At 60.5% G+C, this 15,923-nt stretch carries 14 protein-coding genes and 1 pseudogene; 6 read left to right on the forward strand and 9 right to left on the reverse strand.

What is annotated here, in order from left to right; translation table 11 throughout:
- Window positions 1-189, forward strand: a pseudogene (locus tag ACFFP0_RS23995) (hypothetical protein); the annotation flags it as partial.
- 239 nt (window positions 190-428) lie between these two features.
- Here ACFFP0_RS23995 and ACFFP0_RS24000 read toward each other — a convergent pair.
- From ACFFP0_RS24000 to ACFFP0_RS24040, 9 genes are all read right to left on the reverse strand, one after another.
- Entirely contained in the window at window positions 429-1,274 is an 846-nt protein-coding gene (locus ACFFP0_RS24000) for an HpcH/HpaI aldolase/citrate lyase family protein (protein ID WP_377264742.1), read from the reverse strand.
- Window positions 1,271-1,723, reverse strand: a complete 453-nt coding sequence (locus ACFFP0_RS24005) for a MaoC family dehydratase (RefSeq protein ID WP_377264743.1) — start codon at window positions 1,721-1,723, stop codon at window positions 1,271-1,273. The genes ACFFP0_RS24000 and ACFFP0_RS24005 overlap by 4 nt, the downstream gene beginning before the upstream one ends.
- 2 nt (window positions 1,724-1,725) lie before the next feature.
- Window positions 1,726-3,579, reverse strand: a complete 1,854-nt coding sequence (locus ACFFP0_RS24010; protein WP_377264744.1) for an acetyl/propionyl/methylcrotonyl-CoA carboxylase subunit alpha — start codon at window positions 3,577-3,579, stop codon at window positions 1,726-1,728.
- A gap of 21 nt (window positions 3,580-3,600) precedes the next feature.
- Window positions 3,601-5,196: a carboxyl transferase domain-containing protein gene (locus tag ACFFP0_RS24015; protein ID WP_377264745.1), complete on the reverse strand. Its 1,596-nt coding sequence runs from the start codon at window positions 5,194-5,196 to the stop codon at window positions 3,601-3,603.
- The gene (locus tag ACFFP0_RS24020) at window positions 5,196-6,359 is read right to left on the reverse strand and encodes an isovaleryl-CoA dehydrogenase (RefSeq protein WP_377264746.1); all 1,164 of its coding nucleotides are present in this window, start codon (window positions 6,357-6,359) and stop codon (window positions 5,196-5,198) included. The genes ACFFP0_RS24015 and ACFFP0_RS24020 overlap by 1 nt, the downstream gene beginning before the upstream one ends.
- 77 nt (window positions 6,360-6,436) lie before the next feature.
- Window positions 6,437-7,825, reverse strand: coding sequence for a dihydrolipoyl dehydrogenase (gene lpdA, locus ACFFP0_RS24025; protein WP_377264747.1), 1,389 nt, complete (start codon window positions 7,823-7,825; stop codon window positions 6,437-6,439).
- Window positions 7,822-9,093, reverse strand: coding sequence for a dihydrolipoamide acetyltransferase family protein (locus ACFFP0_RS24030; RefSeq protein ID WP_377264748.1), 1,272 nt, complete (start codon window positions 9,091-9,093; stop codon window positions 7,822-7,824). Before ACFFP0_RS24030 ends, lpdA begins: the two co-directional genes overlap by 4 nt.
- A gap of 2 nt (window positions 9,094-9,095) precedes the next feature.
- Window positions 9,096-10,109, reverse strand: a complete 1,014-nt coding sequence (locus tag ACFFP0_RS24035) for an alpha-ketoacid dehydrogenase subunit beta (protein ID WP_377264749.1) — start codon at window positions 10,107-10,109, stop codon at window positions 9,096-9,098.
- Between the two features lie 2 nt (window positions 10,110-10,111).
- The gene (locus tag ACFFP0_RS24040; protein ID WP_377264750.1) at window positions 10,112-11,341 is read right to left on the reverse strand and encodes a thiamine pyrophosphate-dependent enzyme; all 1,230 of its coding nucleotides are present in this window, start codon (window positions 11,339-11,341) and stop codon (window positions 10,112-10,114) included.
- A gap of 130 nt (window positions 11,342-11,471) precedes the next feature.
- On the opposite strand from ACFFP0_RS24040, the gene ACFFP0_RS24045 reads away from it, so the two are divergent.
- From ACFFP0_RS24045 to ACFFP0_RS24065, 5 genes are all read left to right on the forward strand, one after another.
- Entirely contained in the window at window positions 11,472-11,951 is a 480-nt protein-coding gene (locus tag ACFFP0_RS24045) for an Lrp/AsnC family transcriptional regulator (RefSeq protein WP_377264751.1), read from the forward strand.
- Window positions 11,952-12,086: 135 nt separating this feature from the next.
- Window positions 12,087-12,998, forward strand: a complete 912-nt coding sequence (locus tag ACFFP0_RS24050; protein WP_377264752.1) for a LysR family transcriptional regulator — start codon at window positions 12,087-12,089, stop codon at window positions 12,996-12,998.
- Window positions 12,999-13,103: 105 nt separating this feature from the next.
- Complete coding sequence (locus ACFFP0_RS24055) at window positions 13,104-13,910, forward strand: ABC transporter ATP-binding protein (protein ID WP_377264753.1); 807 nt, start codon at window positions 13,104-13,106, stop codon at window positions 13,908-13,910.
- The gene (locus ACFFP0_RS24060) at window positions 13,900-14,721 is read left to right on the forward strand and encodes an ABC transporter permease (protein WP_377264754.1); all 822 of its coding nucleotides are present in this window, start codon (window positions 13,900-13,902) and stop codon (window positions 14,719-14,721) included. The genes ACFFP0_RS24055 and ACFFP0_RS24060 overlap by 11 nt, the downstream gene beginning before the upstream one ends.
- A gap of 53 nt (window positions 14,722-14,774) precedes the next feature.
- On the forward strand, window positions 14,775-15,908 hold the full coding sequence (locus ACFFP0_RS24065) for an ABC transporter substrate-binding protein (RefSeq protein ID WP_377264755.1): 1,134 nt from the start codon (window positions 14,775-14,777) through the stop codon (window positions 15,906-15,908).
- Window positions 15,909-15,923 lie beyond the last annotated feature (15 nt).

Below are 15,923 nucleotides of genomic sequence, written 5' to 3' on the forward strand. Positions count from 1 at the left end.
ATCCACTCGCTTCAACTCCCCCTCCATCCGCCAGCAAAAGACGGATGGTCAGACGAAACAGGTGGGGGGTCAAAATTGGACGCCGGTCACCCCGCCAGAGGGGTCAATATTCCACGCCGAAACACATTCAAGGATTTTCATCGAGGCATTGATATGGGCGAGATCATGCTTTGCTTTGGCAATCTGTGATTCATAGGAACGGATGGCACCGAGGATTTCCCGTTGCTTCCGTTTCAATCCGGCTATGACGATGGATGGCTCTATCATCCCTGAATTATAGGAAATTCAGGACTCAGTTTCGCTCGGAATATTGGTGCGCTTGACGGGATACGGATCAACGACATGTGAATAATAATGTAAGCTTCTGAACCTAAGGCCTTTCAGTATAGGGCAGTTTTTGAAATGAGACGCGACTCCTGCCCATTTTGCTACTTTCGCTCGAGACCATCTGCTAAGCTGATAAGCCGTTCTGCCAGCTTAAGATGTGGTGCGTCAATCATTCGGCCGTCGAACTGCAGAGCGCCATTTCCTGGGTTTGCTGCGAATGCAGCAATGATCGTGCGGGCCTGCGCTACCTCTTCGTCACTCGGAGTGAAAGCCTGGTTGATGACGGACACCTGAGCCGGATGAATCGCCATCATTCCGGTAAACCCGTCACAGCGTGCGCGTCTGGCGTAGCGCTCCAGGCCCTCAAGGTCGCGAAAAGCGGGATAGATCGTCTCGATCGCCGCGACGCCGGCCGCGTGGGCTCCGAACAGGGTCAGCGAGCGCGCAAGTTCGTAAGGCGGCCTATAGCGCCCATCCTCTTCACGTGAGCTCGAGGCGCCGATTGCCGCCGGCAGGTCTTCTGCGCCCCAGGTCAATCCGAGCAACATCGAGCGAACTGCGGTATAACTGCCGATCTCGAATATTGCGGCCGGCGTTTCGGTGGCGATCGGCAGGATCGGCAGCGCTCCGATTTTCGTGTGCAATGCCTCGACGCTTTTCGCCCCCTCCGCCTTCGGCAGCAAAAGCCCGTCTGGACCCGCATTGAGCACAGCGGCGAGATCCTCGTCCAGCATTCCGCTACCAAGCGGATTGACACGCACGAAAAGCTTTACCCGCCGTTCGGCCGAACGCAAGAAGGTGGCCGTCGCCTGCCGGGCCGCCGGCTTGGCCTCCAGCGCGACGGCATCTTCCAGATCGAGGATCAGGGCATCGGCGCCGAACCCCAATGCCTTTTCCATACGTTCGGGCCTGTCTCCGGGAACGAACAGCAGCGAGCGCAGCCTCATTGGTGCCTCCGGTGCACCAGGGCAGATCGGAGGCATTGGCATACCATCTCGCTGCGCTGGTTGATCAGTTCGTGGCGGAAAACCACGATGCCCGCCGTCGGCCGGGAACGGCTTTCCTTCAACTCGACGATCTCTGTTTCCGCACGCATCGTATCGCCGATAAAAACCGGTTTCGGCATGACGAGCTTGTCGTAGCCCAGATTTGCCACAAGCGTCCCGAGCGTCGTGCCGCCAACGGAAAGGCCCACCATCAGAGAAAAGGTGAATGTACCGTTGACTAGGATCTGGCCGAATTCACTGGCTTTCGCCGCCTCGATATCCAGATGTAGCGGTTGGGGATTATGGGTCATGGTTGAGAACAGGAGGTTGTCGGTCTCCGTCACGGTACGGCGGATTTCGTGGCTGATCCTGTCACCGATGGTCCAATCTTCGAAAAAACGGCCCGCCATTGTTATTCTCCTTCGATCCTGACGAGCAGGCCGCCTTCGGCAACCTGTCCGCCCTTGACCGCCTTGAGCTCGGCGACCACGCCATCAAACGGCGCATTCAGCGTCTGCTCCATTTTCATGGCCTCGATGACGACGAGGGACTGGCCACGCTTCACCTTGTCTCCTTTGGCAACCGAAACCGCGATGATGCTGCCCGGCATCGGCGCCATGATCGTACCATCGGCCGCACCACCGCCGCCAGCCGCGTGGCCAGTCCTACGGGGACTGAAAGGCCAAGCCTCGCCATCGATGAACAACACGTTGTTTTCGATACGGCCGTATGGGGTATCTCCGGATATCTCCAGAAAATACGGCTTGTCTGCAACCTCGACCGCCGTGTAGCGATAATTTGCGGCATTCAGCCGAAAACCCTTGAGCCCAGTCCAGGCTTCGTTCCCGTTGCTCGGATGGAGCGCAGCGGCAGCGGCCTGCAAGACCGGCGTTCCGGGTTCGGTGGGCGGAATGAGATCAGCGGAATGGTGCTCGATAAAGCCGGTATTGACAGCGCCGCGGACGAAATCCGGATGCTTCAACGTGCGTGCCAAGAATGCCGCATTCGTTCGCACAGGCCATATTTCCACATCGCACGCGCCGGCGGCCAGTTTCTGCGCCGCCTGGCTGCGTGTTGGGCCGTGAGCGATCAGCTTTGCGATCATCGGATCGTAATGGGAGGTGACCTCGCCGCCCTCCTCCACTCCGCTATCGACGCGAAGATCGCGCGGCAGGCGCAAATGATCGAGCCGGCCAATGGAGGGCAAGAAGCCGGTCGACGGATTTTCCGCATAAAGCCGGGCCTCCATGGCCCAACCGTTGATGGAAATCTCCACCTGCCGCAGCGGCAGAGGTTCGCCAGACGCGACCCTCAATTGCCATTCGACGAGATCCTGCCCGGTGATCGCCTCCGTCACCGGATGCTCCACCTGAAGCCGGGTATTCATTTCCATGAACCAGATGCGGTCCGCGCGAAGACCTTCCGACGCATCGGCGATGAATTCAATCGTTCCCGCCCCGACATAATCGACTGCACGCGCCGCCTTGACGGCAGCTTCGCAGACTGCCTGACGCGTTGCCGCATCCATGCCGGGCGCCGGAGCCTCCTCGATGACTTTCTGATGACGCCTCTGCAGCGAACAATCTCGTTCGAACAGGTGGACGACATTGCCGAGCGTATCGCCGAAGACTTGGACCTCGATATGCCGCGGCGAGAGTATATATTTCTCGATCAGGACCCGCTGGTCGCCGAAGGAGGAGGCCGCCTCGCGCTGGCAACTGGCAAGCGCCGCCTGGAAGTCGTCCGCCTGGTCGACACGGCGCATGCCCTTGCCTCCCCCGCCGGCCACCGCCTTGATCAGCACCGGGTAACCGATGGATTCCGCTTCACGCTGAAGCCGCGCCGGAGCCTGATCCTTGCCAAGATATCCGGGCGTCACGGGCACCTTGGCGGCGATCATACGCTGCTTGGCCGCATCCTTCAGCCCCATGGCGCGGATGGAAGCCGGCGGAGCGCCGATCCAGATGAGACCGGCAGCGATCACAGCCTCGGCAAATTCGGCATTCTCCGACAGGAAGCCATAACCGGGATGGATGGCCAGCGCGCCGGTCTGCCGCGCCGCTTCAAGAATACGGTCATGTCGCAGGTAGCTCTCGCGCGCCGCCGCCGGTCCAATGGCTACGGCATCGTCGGCCTCGCGCACGAAGGGCATCTCACGATCGGCCTCGGAATAGACGGCCACCGTGCGGATACCGAGTTTTCGGGCAGTCCGTATGATCCGCCGGGCGATCTCGCCGCGATTGGCAATCAGAAGGCTCTCAATCACCGTCTCATCCTCTCAAAGCCGTCACATCCGGAAAATGCCGAACTGCGCCCGTTCCGGGATCGGCGCATTCAGCGTCGCGGAAAACGCCAGGCCCAGCACATCCCTGGTCTGGACGGGATCGATGATACCATCGTCCCACATTCGCGCCGTGGCATAGTAGGGGTTACCCTCGTCCTCGTATTTCTGCCGTATAGGCACCTTGAAGGCTTCCGCTTCTTCCGGGCTCCATCGTTCGGCGTCGCGGTGAACGGAAGCGAGAACCGAAGCAGCCTGCTCGCCACCCATCACCGAAATGCGGGCGTTGGGCCAGCTGAACAGGAAGCGCGGCTGAAAGGCTCGTCCGCACATGCCGTAATTGCCTGCGCCGTAACTGCCGCCGATCAACACGGTGATCTTGGGGACCGAAGCGGTCGACACAGCCGTCACCAGCTTGGCGCCGTGCTTGGCGATGCCTTCCGCTTCATACTTTCCGCCGACCATGAAGCCGGAAATGTTTTGCAGGAAAAGCAGTGGGATGCGCCGCTGACACGCCAGCTCGATAAAATGCGTGCCCTTCAGTGCGCTTTCGGAAAACAGCACGCCGTTATTGGCGAGGATCGCGACGGGCATTCCCCAGATCCGCGCAAAGCCGCAGACCAGCGTCGTCCCGTAAAGCGGCTTGAACTCCTGCAATTCGGATCCGTCCACGATGCGGGCGATGACTTCGCGGACATCGTAAGGCGTGCGAATGTCCTTCGGAACGATGCCATAAAGGTCCGTCGGATCGAATTTCGGCGGTTTCGGCTCGGCAATCTCGATATCGATGTGTTTCGGCCGGTTGAGGGTCGCGACGATGTCCCGCACGATGAGAAGAGCATGCTCGTCGTTTTCGGCGACGTGATCGACCACGCCGGATTTGCGGCCATGCGTTTCCGCGCCGCCCAGCTCTTCCGCTGAAATCACCTCACCGGTCGCGGCCTTGACCAGCGGCGGGCCGGCCAGAAAGATCGTGCCCTGATTGCGAACGATGACGGTCTCGTCGGACATGGCGGGAACATAGGCCCCGCCAGCCGTACAGCTTCCCATGACGCAGGCGATCTGCGGAATTCCCGCTGCCGACATCTGTGCCTGGTTAAAGAAGATACGACCGAAATGATCCCGGTCGGGAAAAACCTCCGCCTGATGCGGCAGGTTCGCTCCGCCCGAATCCACGAGATAAATGCATGGCAGCCGGTTTTCGGAGGCGATCTCCTGCGCGCGCAGATGCTTCTTCACCGTCATCGGGAAATACGCGCCGCCTTTGACGGTCGGGTCGTGCGCGATGATCATGCATTCGCGACCCGAAATGCGTCCGATACCGGCGATCATGCTGGCGCCCGGCGCCTCGTCGCCATACATGCCGCCGGCCGCGAGCTGGCCGATTTCAAGAAACGGCGAACCGGGATCGAGAAGACGCTGGACACGATCCTGCGGCAAGAGCTTTCCGCGCGAAACATGGCGTTCTCGGTGCTTTTCCGGCCCTCCAAGCGATGCCGCGGCAACTTTTTCCCGCAGCTCCGCCGCGAGCGCACGGTGATGCGATGCGTTCGTCAGAAACGCATCCGATTGGCGGTCCAGCATGGTTTGTAGCTGCGTCATCAGCTCCGCGCCTCGCTTCCGATGACTTCCCGACCGATCAGCATGCGACGAACCTCGTTGGTGCCGGCACCGATGTCGAGCAGCTTCGCGTCGCGCCAGAACCGTTCGACCGGCCAGTCCTTGGTATAGCCCGCACCGCCGAGCGCCTGGACCGACTGTTCTGCAACCTTCACCGCACATTCTGATGCGTAGAGGATGGCGCCGGCCGCGTCGTGTCGGGTGGTCTTGCCGGCATCGCAGGCTTTGGCGACCGTATAGACGTAGGAACGGGCCGAGTTCAGTGCCACGACCATGTCGGCGACTTTCGCCTGGATCAGTTGAAAACTGCCGATCGACGTGCCGAACTGCTTTCGCTCCCGCACATAGGGCAGAACGACATCGAGGCAGGCCTGCATGATGCCGAGCTGGATACCCGACAGCACGACCCTCTCGTAATCGAGACCGGACATCAGCACTTTCACGCCGTCGTTTACCGGTCCCATGATATTCTCGTCCGGAACGAAGCAATCATCGAACACGAGTTCCGCCGTGGGAGACCCGCGCATGCCGACCTTGTCGATCTTCTGGCCGATCGAGAAGCCTGCGAAGCCTTTCTCCACGAGGAAAGCAGTAATGCCTTTCGTTCCGGCGTCGGGAGCGGTCTTGGCATAGACCACCAGCGTTTCGGCATAAGCAGCATTGGTGATCCAGAATTTGGTCCCGTTGAGGCGGTAGCCACCGTCCACCTTGTCGGCCCGCAGCCGCATGGAAACCACATCCGAGCCGGCACCGGCCTCCGACATGGCCAAGCTTCCGACATGCTCGCCGGAGATCAGTTTCGGCAGATACTTCTCCTTCTGGGCATCCGATCCCCATCGGGAGATCTGGTTGATGCACAGATTGGAATGCGCCCCATAGGATAGGCCCACGGAGGCGGAGGCGCGGCTCACTTCCTCGCATGCGATCACATGCTCCAGATAGCCGAGCGCCAGACCGCCGTATCTCTCCTCCGCCGTGATCCCGTGAAGACCGAGTGCGCCCAGTTCCGGCCATAGCTCGATCGGAAACCGGTCGTTGCGGTCGATTTCGGATGCGATCGGGGCGATGCGGTCACCGGCGAACCTGAACGTCGTCTCGCGTATCTGGTCCGCCATCTCGGTCAATGCAAAATTCAAGTCCGTCATGCAGGTGAACCTCCTGATAAGCCTTTCGATGAAAGGCATGGTACAAAACCGGCCGATCCTCCGCTGCCGGTTTTCATTCAGATATGCAGGGCGTGGCCCAGCGCCTTCAGGGCGCTTTCATGCGTGGCCTCGCCCAGGGTCGGATGCGCGTGGATGATGCCGGCGACATCCTCCAGCGTCGCCCCCATTTCGACCAGTGTGGCAAACTCGCCGGCCAGCTCGGAAATATGGCGGCCGGCGGCCTGTATGCCGACGATCCGCCCACTTGCCTTTTCCGCGACGGTGCGGACGAAGCCGCCGTCGTCCCCGGCATCCATGGAGAGCGCCCGGCCGTTGGCCTGGAAGGGAAACTGGCCGACGACATGGGCTTCGGTCGGCGCATCGACACCGATCGTGACGATCTCGGGCTCGGTGAAGCAGACGGCGGGAATGCCGGCAGGCGCGAAGCGGCGGCGCTTGCCGGCAATGATCTCGGCGACCATTTCCCCTTGCGCGGAAGCTTTGTGGGCGAGCATCGGCTCGCCGACGAGATCGCCGATTGCCCATACGCCCGCGGTCCCGGTCGCGCATGTCTCATCGACCTGCACGAAGCGGCCCCGGCGCGGAAGGTTCATTGCCTCCAGCCCCCAGCCGTCCGTCAGCGGCGCGCGACCGACCGTCACCAAAATACGGTCGTTGGAAAGAGCCTGCTTTTCGCCGCGGCCGGTCTCGATCATCAGCATGTCGCCGTCGAGGCCGAGCGCCTTGGCCCCGAGATGCACCGTCACGCCGTGCAGATCGAGCCAGCGGGCGACCGGCGCGGTCAGCTTTGCATCGTAGAGCGGCAGTATCCTGTCCTGCGCCTCGACAATGGTCACCTCGGCGCCGAGCTTCGCATAGGCGATGCCGAGTTCCAGCCCGATATAGCCGGCCCCGATCACCACCAGTTGCCGCGGGACTTCAGGCAGCGACAGCGCTTCGGTCGAAGATATGACCCGGCCGCCGAACGGCAGGAACGGCAGCTCGACCGGCACCGAGCCGGTCGCCAGTATGACGTTCTCGGCCCTGATGGCGACCTTTCCCCCGTCTGTCTCGACAGTGCAGGTCTTGGCGTCCGAAAAGGTGGCCCAGCCATTGATAACGCGCACCTTGGCCTTGCGCAGCAGGCCGGCGACGCCGCCGCTCAGCCGGTCGACAATGCTTGCCTTCCAAGCGATCGTCTCGCCGAAATCCACCGACGGCTTCTGCGCCAGCCTTATGCCGAAGCGGCCTTTGTCGGACGCCGCCTGCGACATCTCCTCGAACAAGCCGGCGGTATGGATCAGCGCTTTCGAGGGGATGCAACCGCGCACGAGGCACGTACCGCCGAGGCGCGAACCATCGACAAGAACCGTATCGAGACCGAGCTGACCTGCGCGGATGGCCGCGACATAGCCACCCGGCCCACCGCCGATCACGAGAACCTTGGGAGAAAGACTGTCGGTCATGCCACGGGATCCATGAAGATGAGCGCGGGATGTTCGAGAAGGCGTTTGATGGCGTTGATGAAGAGCGCGGCATCATACCCGTCGACGATACGGTGGTCGAAGGCCGAGGACAAGTTCATCACCTTGCGGATGCTGACGAAATTGCCCTGCAGGATCGGCCTTTCGGCAATCTTGTTGGGGCCGAGGATGGCGACCTCGGGATGATTGATCACCGGCGTCGAGACGATGCCGCCCAGCGTGCCCAGCGAGGTAATGGTGATCGTCGAGCCGGAAAGCTCGTCGCGCGACGCCGTTCCGGCCTTGGCGGCCGAAGAGACGCGGCCCAACTCGCTGGCGCATTCCCAGATGTTCATGGCCTCGGCATGCCGGACGACCGGCACCATCAGCCCGCCGGGCGTCTGGGTCGCGATCCCCACATGCACGCCTTCGTGGGAATGCAGCACGCCTGCATCGTCGTCGTAACGCGCATTGATCTGCGGAAAATCGGGTAGCGTGCGCACCAGCGCGCGGATGAAGAACGGCAGCAGGGTGAGTTTCGGCTGACCCTCGACGCGATTGGCGTTCAGGTTCTGGCGCAGCGCTTCGAGTTCGGTGACATCGACTTCCTCGACATAGGTGATGTGAGGGATGCGACGCTTGGCATCCTGCATCTTTTCCGCGATCTTGCGGCGCAGGCCGATGATCTTCGTATCGCTGACGCCTTCGCGTCGAACCATGATGGCGCCTGTTTGTGCGACAGAATGGTCGGCCGCCAGATAGGCGTCGAGATCGTCCGGCAGGATGCGCCCGCCGTGCCCAGTCCCTTTCACGAATTGCAGCGGAATTCCGAGTTCGTGGGCGCGCCGGCGCGTCGCAGGCGCGGCAAACGGATCCGCGTTCGGCCGTTGGACGTGCGTCACGGGCTTTTTCGCTTCCGTCGGCGGTGCCGACGGTGCGGCAATCTTTATCTCCGGCAGCGCGGGCGCTGGCGTGTCGGCCGCCTGTACTAGAGGCGTTGCCACGGCGCCCGGCCGGACATTGCCTTCACCTTCGACCTCCAGCTCGATCATCACCGAACCGACCTTGAGCATGCCGCCCACCTCGCCGTGGAGCGCGGTGATCACGCCCTCCACCGGTGACGTCATATCGACCGTCGTCTTGTCGGTCATGACGTCGACAAGGCTCTGGTCTTCCTTCACGTGATCGCCGACCTTGACGTGCCAGACGACGACTTCGGCTTCCGCGACGCCTTCGCCGATATCCGGCAGGCGGAAATGATACTGACCCATCGTCAATTCTCCATCACGCGCTTGAGCGCTGCCGCTAGCCGGGTCGGACCGGGGAAATAGTCCCACTCGAACGCATGCGGATAAGGCGTGTCCCACCCCGCCACGCGCTCGATCGGGCTCTTCAGGGACCAGAAACAGCGTTCCTGGACAAGCGCCGACAACTCGCCGCCGAAGCCGCCGAACCGGGATGCCTCGTGCAGAATGATGCAACGGCCGGTCTTCGCGACCGACGCGACGATCGTGTCGATGTCGAGCGGCACGATGGAACGCAGGTCGATCAGTTCCGCATCGACTCCGCTGTCCGCTATGCCGGCCTTTGCGACATGCACCATGGTGCCGTAAGCGAGCACGGTCGCTTGCCCGCCCTCTCGCACCACTGCCGCCTTGCCGAGCGGCACGGTGTAATGACCTTCCGGGACTTCCGCCGCCGGATCGCCGGCCCAGGTTTTCAACTCCTGGTCATGCCTGCCGTCGAAGGGGCCATTATAAAGTCGTTTGGGCTCGAGGAAAATGACCGGATCGTCTTCTTCGATCGAGGCAATCAGCAAGCCCTTGGCATCGTAGGGGTTGGATGGAATGACTGTCTTGAGGCCGGTGATATGGGCGAAGATCGCCTCCGGAGACTGGGAATGCGTCTGTCCGCCGAAAATGCCGCCGCCATAGGGCGAACGGACGGTAATCGGCGCCCAGAATTCGCCATTCGATCGGTAGCGCAGTCGCGCCGCTTCCGAAACAAGCTGGTCGAAGGCCGGCAGAATGTAATCGGCGAACTGGATTTCCGGGATCGGCCGCAAGCCATAGGCGCCCATTCCAATGGCTGTTGCGATAATGCCGCCTTCCGAGATCGGCGCATCGAAGCAGCGTTTCAGACCGTGTTTTTTCTGCAAGCCATCGGTCACGCGGAAAACGCCACCGAAATATCCCACATCCTCGCCGAAGATGAGGGTGTCCGGATCCTGGCTGAGTTTCACGTCGAGCGCGGAATTCAGCGCCTGTATCATGTTCATCGTCGGCATGATCAGATCCCCAGCTCGCGGCGCTGCTCGATCACCCGCCAGTCCGGCTCCTTGAAGACGCCTTCGAACATCTCCTTGACTGATGGCTTCGACTTGCCGAGCGTGCCGACGGCTTCCGCTTCCTTGACGGCCGCGCGAACCGCTTCGTCGAGTTCCTCGGCCAGGGCTGCATGCCGCGCGTCGTCCCACTCGCCGATGGCAACCAGATGCTCTTTCAGCCGCTCGACGGGGTCGCCGAGCGGCCAGTGTTTCGCCTCGTCGGCCGGCCGGTATTTGGTAGGATCGTCGGAGGTCGAATGCCCCTCGACGCGATAGGTGTAAAATTCGATCAGCGTCGCGCCCTTGTTGGCGCGGGCGCGGTCGACCGCCCATTCGGTCGCCGCCCATACGGCGAGGAAATCGTTGCCGTCGACCCGAAGGCCGGGCAGGCCGTAAGCAATGGCCTTGGCCGCAAAAGTCGTCTCGTTTGCCCCAGCGATGCCGGAAAAGCTCGAGATCGCCCACTGGTTGTTGGTCACGCACAAAATGCAAGGCGCGTGGTAAACGGAGGCGAAGGTCAGCGCCTCGTGAAAGTCGCCTTCCGCCGTCGTGCCATCGCCGATATAGGCGAGCGCGATCTTGTCGTCGTTCTTGTAGGCCGAGGCCATGGCCCAGCCCACTGCATGCCCGAACCGGCTGCCGACATTGCCCGACAGCGAATAGAAACCATAGTCGCGGGCGGAATAAAGGATCGGCAACTGGCGACCTTTAAGCGGGTCGCGTTCGTTGGAAAATATCTGGTTGACCAGCTCGACGAGCGGGTAGCCCCGCGCCATCAGCCAACTGAGGACCCGATAGGTGGGAAAACACATGTCGCCGCGGCCCAGCACCAGCGACTGCGCTGCGCCGATCGCTTCCTCGCCGGTGGACTTCATGTAGAAACTGGTCTTGCCTTGCCGGTGCGCACGAAACAGGCGCTCGTCGAATGCGCGCGTCAACATCATGGCGCGCAGTCCGGCTCGCTTCCGGTCGGCGGAAATGCTCGGCGCCCATGGCCCGACCGCGCGGCCCTCACTATCGAGCACGCGGATCAATTCGAACGGAATGTCGCGCATCTCGGCTTCTGCGACCAGCGGATCAGGCCTGCGTGTTTCCCCGGGTCCAGGCAGGATGGCATTCGGCACCTGCGCGATGTCGCCCGGCCGTGCTGCGGGCTCAGGAATGTAAAGCTCCAATGGCGGTCGGTTCGACATAGTTCCTCCAGTTCCCGTCGTATCCAGTATGGCTTATTGCCGAGAGGACATGCATCGCGTTTTTTCCCGGTTGGCCATTGACTGCGAAATATGTATTTCTATACCTGCAACAAATTAGGATGCGTGTTTCATGGATCTGATTGATCGGAAAATTCTCTCTGAGCTTCAGGAAAATGCCGACCTTTCTGCAGCCGAACTTTCGACGAAGGTCGGGCTCTCCCATACGCCATGCTGGAGGCGCCTCAAGAAGATCGAGGAATCCGGTGTGATCAAGGAACGAACCGTGGTTCTGGACCCTGCGGCCGTCGGTCTCAGCATCAGCGTCTACGCCGAAATCAACATAGTGCAGCACGATGAAAATGCACTCGAGGCATTCGAGCAGAGCGTCAAGGATCGTCCCGAGATCGTCGAGTGCTTCTCGATGTCAGGCCAGCGTGACTACTTGCTGCGCATCGTCGTCAAGGACGTCCAGCACTACGAACTTTTCCTCAAGAAGGTTCTTCTGCATCTTCCCGGCGTCAAGTCGGTCAACTCCAGCTTCGCGCTCAAGACGATCAAGCTGACGACGAAATTGCCCCTTTTCGTGGACAAGCTCATCAGCCAGTATTGATCTCCGCAGCGCAGCTTACCCGCCGTGATGCTCTTTCCTGCCGGGCGATCTGTCGCCGAACCGGCAGTCGTTTCCAACGCTTCAAGGTCCTTCGCTGTGGATAAGGCTAGTTTTTTTCTTCGAAGCCGGATTACCTTGCGCCACCTCCGCACGATCGTCGCGATAGACGAAATCGGCAGCATCGGCGCTGCGGGACGGCTTCTGAACATTTCCGCCGCCGCCGTTTCGAAAACCTTGAAGGAGGTCGAGGATGCGATCGGCATGGAGCTTTTCGAACGTCACAAGAATTCGGTGACCGCAACGATCGCCGGTCAGCATATAGTCGTCACCGCCAAGCGTATTTTGGGGGAGCTGGGCGCCCTCGGCGACCTTTTCTTGCTTCTCAACGCGGGAACCAAGGGTAAGGTGCAGGTAGGCATTCAGGCCAATTCGCTCCAGCCTTTGGTGGCGTCCCGCATATTGCAGTTCTGCGAGGACAATCCCGATGTCCAGTTCGAGATCATTCATTCGACGAGCGCCGTGATTGCCAGCCAGCTTCGTGCCGGAAGCATCCAGCTGGGTTTCGGTTTCATCAGTTACGGCGCCGACACAAGCGATCTCGCAAGTGTCCCTTTGATGCGCAATCGTGCGGCGATCGTGGCCGGCAGCCAAAGCACGGCGATCAGCCCTCCGGTCTCCCTGAGAAGCCTTCTGGCAATGCGCTGGTGCCTGCCGCTCGTCGGCACGGCGACGCGAGAATATTTCAGTCGCATAGTGGCCACGCTGGGTCACGATGCGCCTATCGACAGCATAGATACAAGTGACTTGAACATGACGCTGGAGATCATCAACCGGAGCAACAGGCTGGCGATCATTCCGCTCGGACTGGCACGCGAGCTTTCCGCTGCGGGGACGGTTCGATTGGTGGATTTCGAGATGCCCGGAACGTTCCCCGAAGTCGGCATGCTCTGGAACAAGGAGGTTGGGCTGTCGTCGGCCGCCCGCCGTTTCAGGGATTTCCTGATATCGCAACACGTCCGCAGCGATACCGATGAGCCCCTTCATTAACCTATCGGTTAACGCCAAATGAAAAGAGTTTGTTTTTCAATTTGAAGAACCTGTGTTCCTATTCGTCTCAATAAGGGAACGGTTGACCAAAAAGAAGGTCGCAAAATGCCAATGGCTTCAATTTCTTCAGCAAACCCGCTGATCAGCATAAACGGCGTCAGCAAGACATACAGGACAAATCGAAACACCTCGACCGTCGCGCTCAGCAGTGCGGATCTTCAGATCAAAAGCGGCGAGTTCATCAGCTTCGTAGGGCCGAGCGGATGTGGCAAGACAACCTTGCTCAACATCATCTCCGGACTTATCCGCCCGACGGCCGGAACGATCGCTTTCGACGGGCAGCCGCTGACCGAACCGTCCAGCGAGATCAGCCTGGTATTTCAGAAGCCGGTCCTGCTGCCGTGGCGCACCATCCTTGAGAACGTGATGCTGCCGATCGAAATTCTGGGGCTGACGCCCAGAGGCAAGTATCTGGCCGCTGCCAAAAGCCTTCTCGACATGGTCGGGCTGAGCGGTTTCGAAAACGCCTATCCGCGTGAGCTCTCCGGCGGGATGCAGCAGAGGGCATCCATCGCCCGCGCCCTGATCTACGACACACGTGTCCTCCTGATGGACGAGCCGTTTGCTGCGCTGGATGCGATGACACGTGACGAACTCAATCTTGAACTGCTGCGCATCTGGAAGATGACCGGCAAGACGATCGTCTTCGTAACGCATAATATTCCCGAAGCGGTTCTTCTCAGCAATCGCGTCGTGGTCATGTCGGCCCGACCTGGGAAGGTGCGCGAGGTCATCGACGTCGATATTCCCGGTGAACGCAATCAGGACCTGATCGGCAACCCGCAGTTCGGCCACATCGTAGGGCATATCCGCGGCCTTCTGCAGAAGGTGGAGACACGTCATGACAATTGAGGCGGTCCATCCTGAGTCGTCCAATGGCGAGTGGCGCCAGCGATTCTATCCCGGTGCGGATTTCGTGTATGGTCTGGCATCCGTCATGTTCGTGCTGTTTGCCTGGGAAGCGGCGGTCAGACTTCTCGATATACCCGCTTTTTTCCTGCCGCGCCCGACCGAGGTTGCCGCGGCGCTGGTTCGCGGAGCCCCGCTCTTCGTGCCGCACCTCTGGGTCACCCTGCTGTCGACCGTCATATCCTTCCTGATCGCAACGGCTCTCGGCATCGTGCTCGGAACTCTGGTGGCCGAGATGCCGACTTTCAGGAGGCTCCTTCTTCCGCTTCTGATCGCATTGCAGTCGATGCCGCGCATCGCCCTGGCGCCGATCATTATCGTATGGTTCGGCTTTGGAATATCCTCCAAGATCGTCCTAGGCGCTTTCACGGCATTCTTTCCCGTGTTTCTCAACGTAATGCACGGAATGTCCACCATCGACAACGATCAGCTGGCCTTGATGCGGACCCTGAAGGCATCGAGACTACAGACCTTCGTCAGGATCAAGATCCCCACCGCCCTTCCCTTCATTCTTGCCGGCACAAATATCGCCCTGATATTCGCAATGCTGTCGGTGATCGTGGCCGAGTTCGTCGGCTCCAGCAGCGGCATGGGCTATCTTATTCTCAACCAGTCGAACCAGATGGATACGACCGGCGTGTTTGCGAGTGTCTTCATCCTGTCGGTCGTCGGACTTATGTTCCATTACGGGCTGCAGTTCCTGCGCAACCGCCTTCTGTTCTGGTCCGCCGGAAGCGAGATTGCGGGGGCCTGACAGGCCTTCGCCCGACCCTTTACCTGCGATACATCATCAATCGGAGCTTCCTCATGTCTAATGTCACGGGGCCGGATGGCCTGTATTCTGCAACGCGCCGCAATTTCATCAAGGCTGCAGGCGCAATCGGTCTTGTAACCGCAATTTCAGCCCCTGCCCTCGCCCAATCGAGGCGCAAGGTCACCATGGTCGCCGCGACGCCGTCAATCAGCGGTTCTGATCTGGGCTTCTTCTCCTCCATCCCGCTCGGTCTGGGCCTCTTCGCGGAGGAAGGACTGGATGTGGAGTTGGTGACCGTGAACGGATCGGGTGCCGCCACGAACATGCTTTTTGGCGGGCAGGCTGCCTTCACGACCCACGGTGGCGCGGGACTGTTCGCGGCGGTGGGCCAGAAGGCGCCGATCAAGGCTTTCATGTGCCAGGTTCCGGACGACATCTACAGCATCGCCGTGCTCGAAAACGGTCCGATCAACACGATTGCGGACCTGAAAGGCAAGCGGATCGGTATTGCCAGCTTTGGCGGCACACCACATGTCCTGATGAAGGCGATCGTACGTCAGCAGGGCTGGAACCCCGACACGGATATGACCTACATCGCCGTGGGCACGGATGTACCTGCCTTGGACGCCCTCAATCGCAATCGCATCGACGCAATCTTCTCTTACGATACAGCCTTTGCGACTTTCGAGTTCAACGGCGCAAAACTTCACTACTTCCGCCCGGATCCCCTTCCACGGACCGGAATATCGCACGTCACGTGTGCAACCATCGATACGTTGGAGAAGCAGCCGGAATTGGTCCGTGCGATGTCGAAGGCACTGGCGCGATCGCTTGTCTACATGGCGGCGGCCGACCCGTCGGAACTGACCAAGCTGCATTTCAAAGTTTATCCGGAGGCCGCATCCGTCGGCTTGTCGCGGGATCAGCTGGCGCAGGTCGACAGGCTGAAATTCAACGCTCGCATCAAGTTCATGCATTTCAAGGAACGTGTCTTTGACAGGAGCGAAAAGATTGGAGACGTAAAGGACGCACAGATCGAGCTGCTTCGCGATCTGCTGCTTCAGAGCGGCACCATTACGCAGGCGCCGGAGCCCGCCCGCTATTTCACCCGTGATTTCATCGCGGCGATGAACGACATCAACTTCGAAGCGGATATCGCCAAGGCGAAGTCGTACCGTTTCCAGTGAGATTTCAAGAGATCG

This window comes from Neorhizobium puerariae (genome assembly GCF_042429745.1).
Lineage (GTDB): Bacteria > Pseudomonadota > Alphaproteobacteria > Rhizobiales > Rhizobiaceae > Neorhizobium > Neorhizobium puerariae.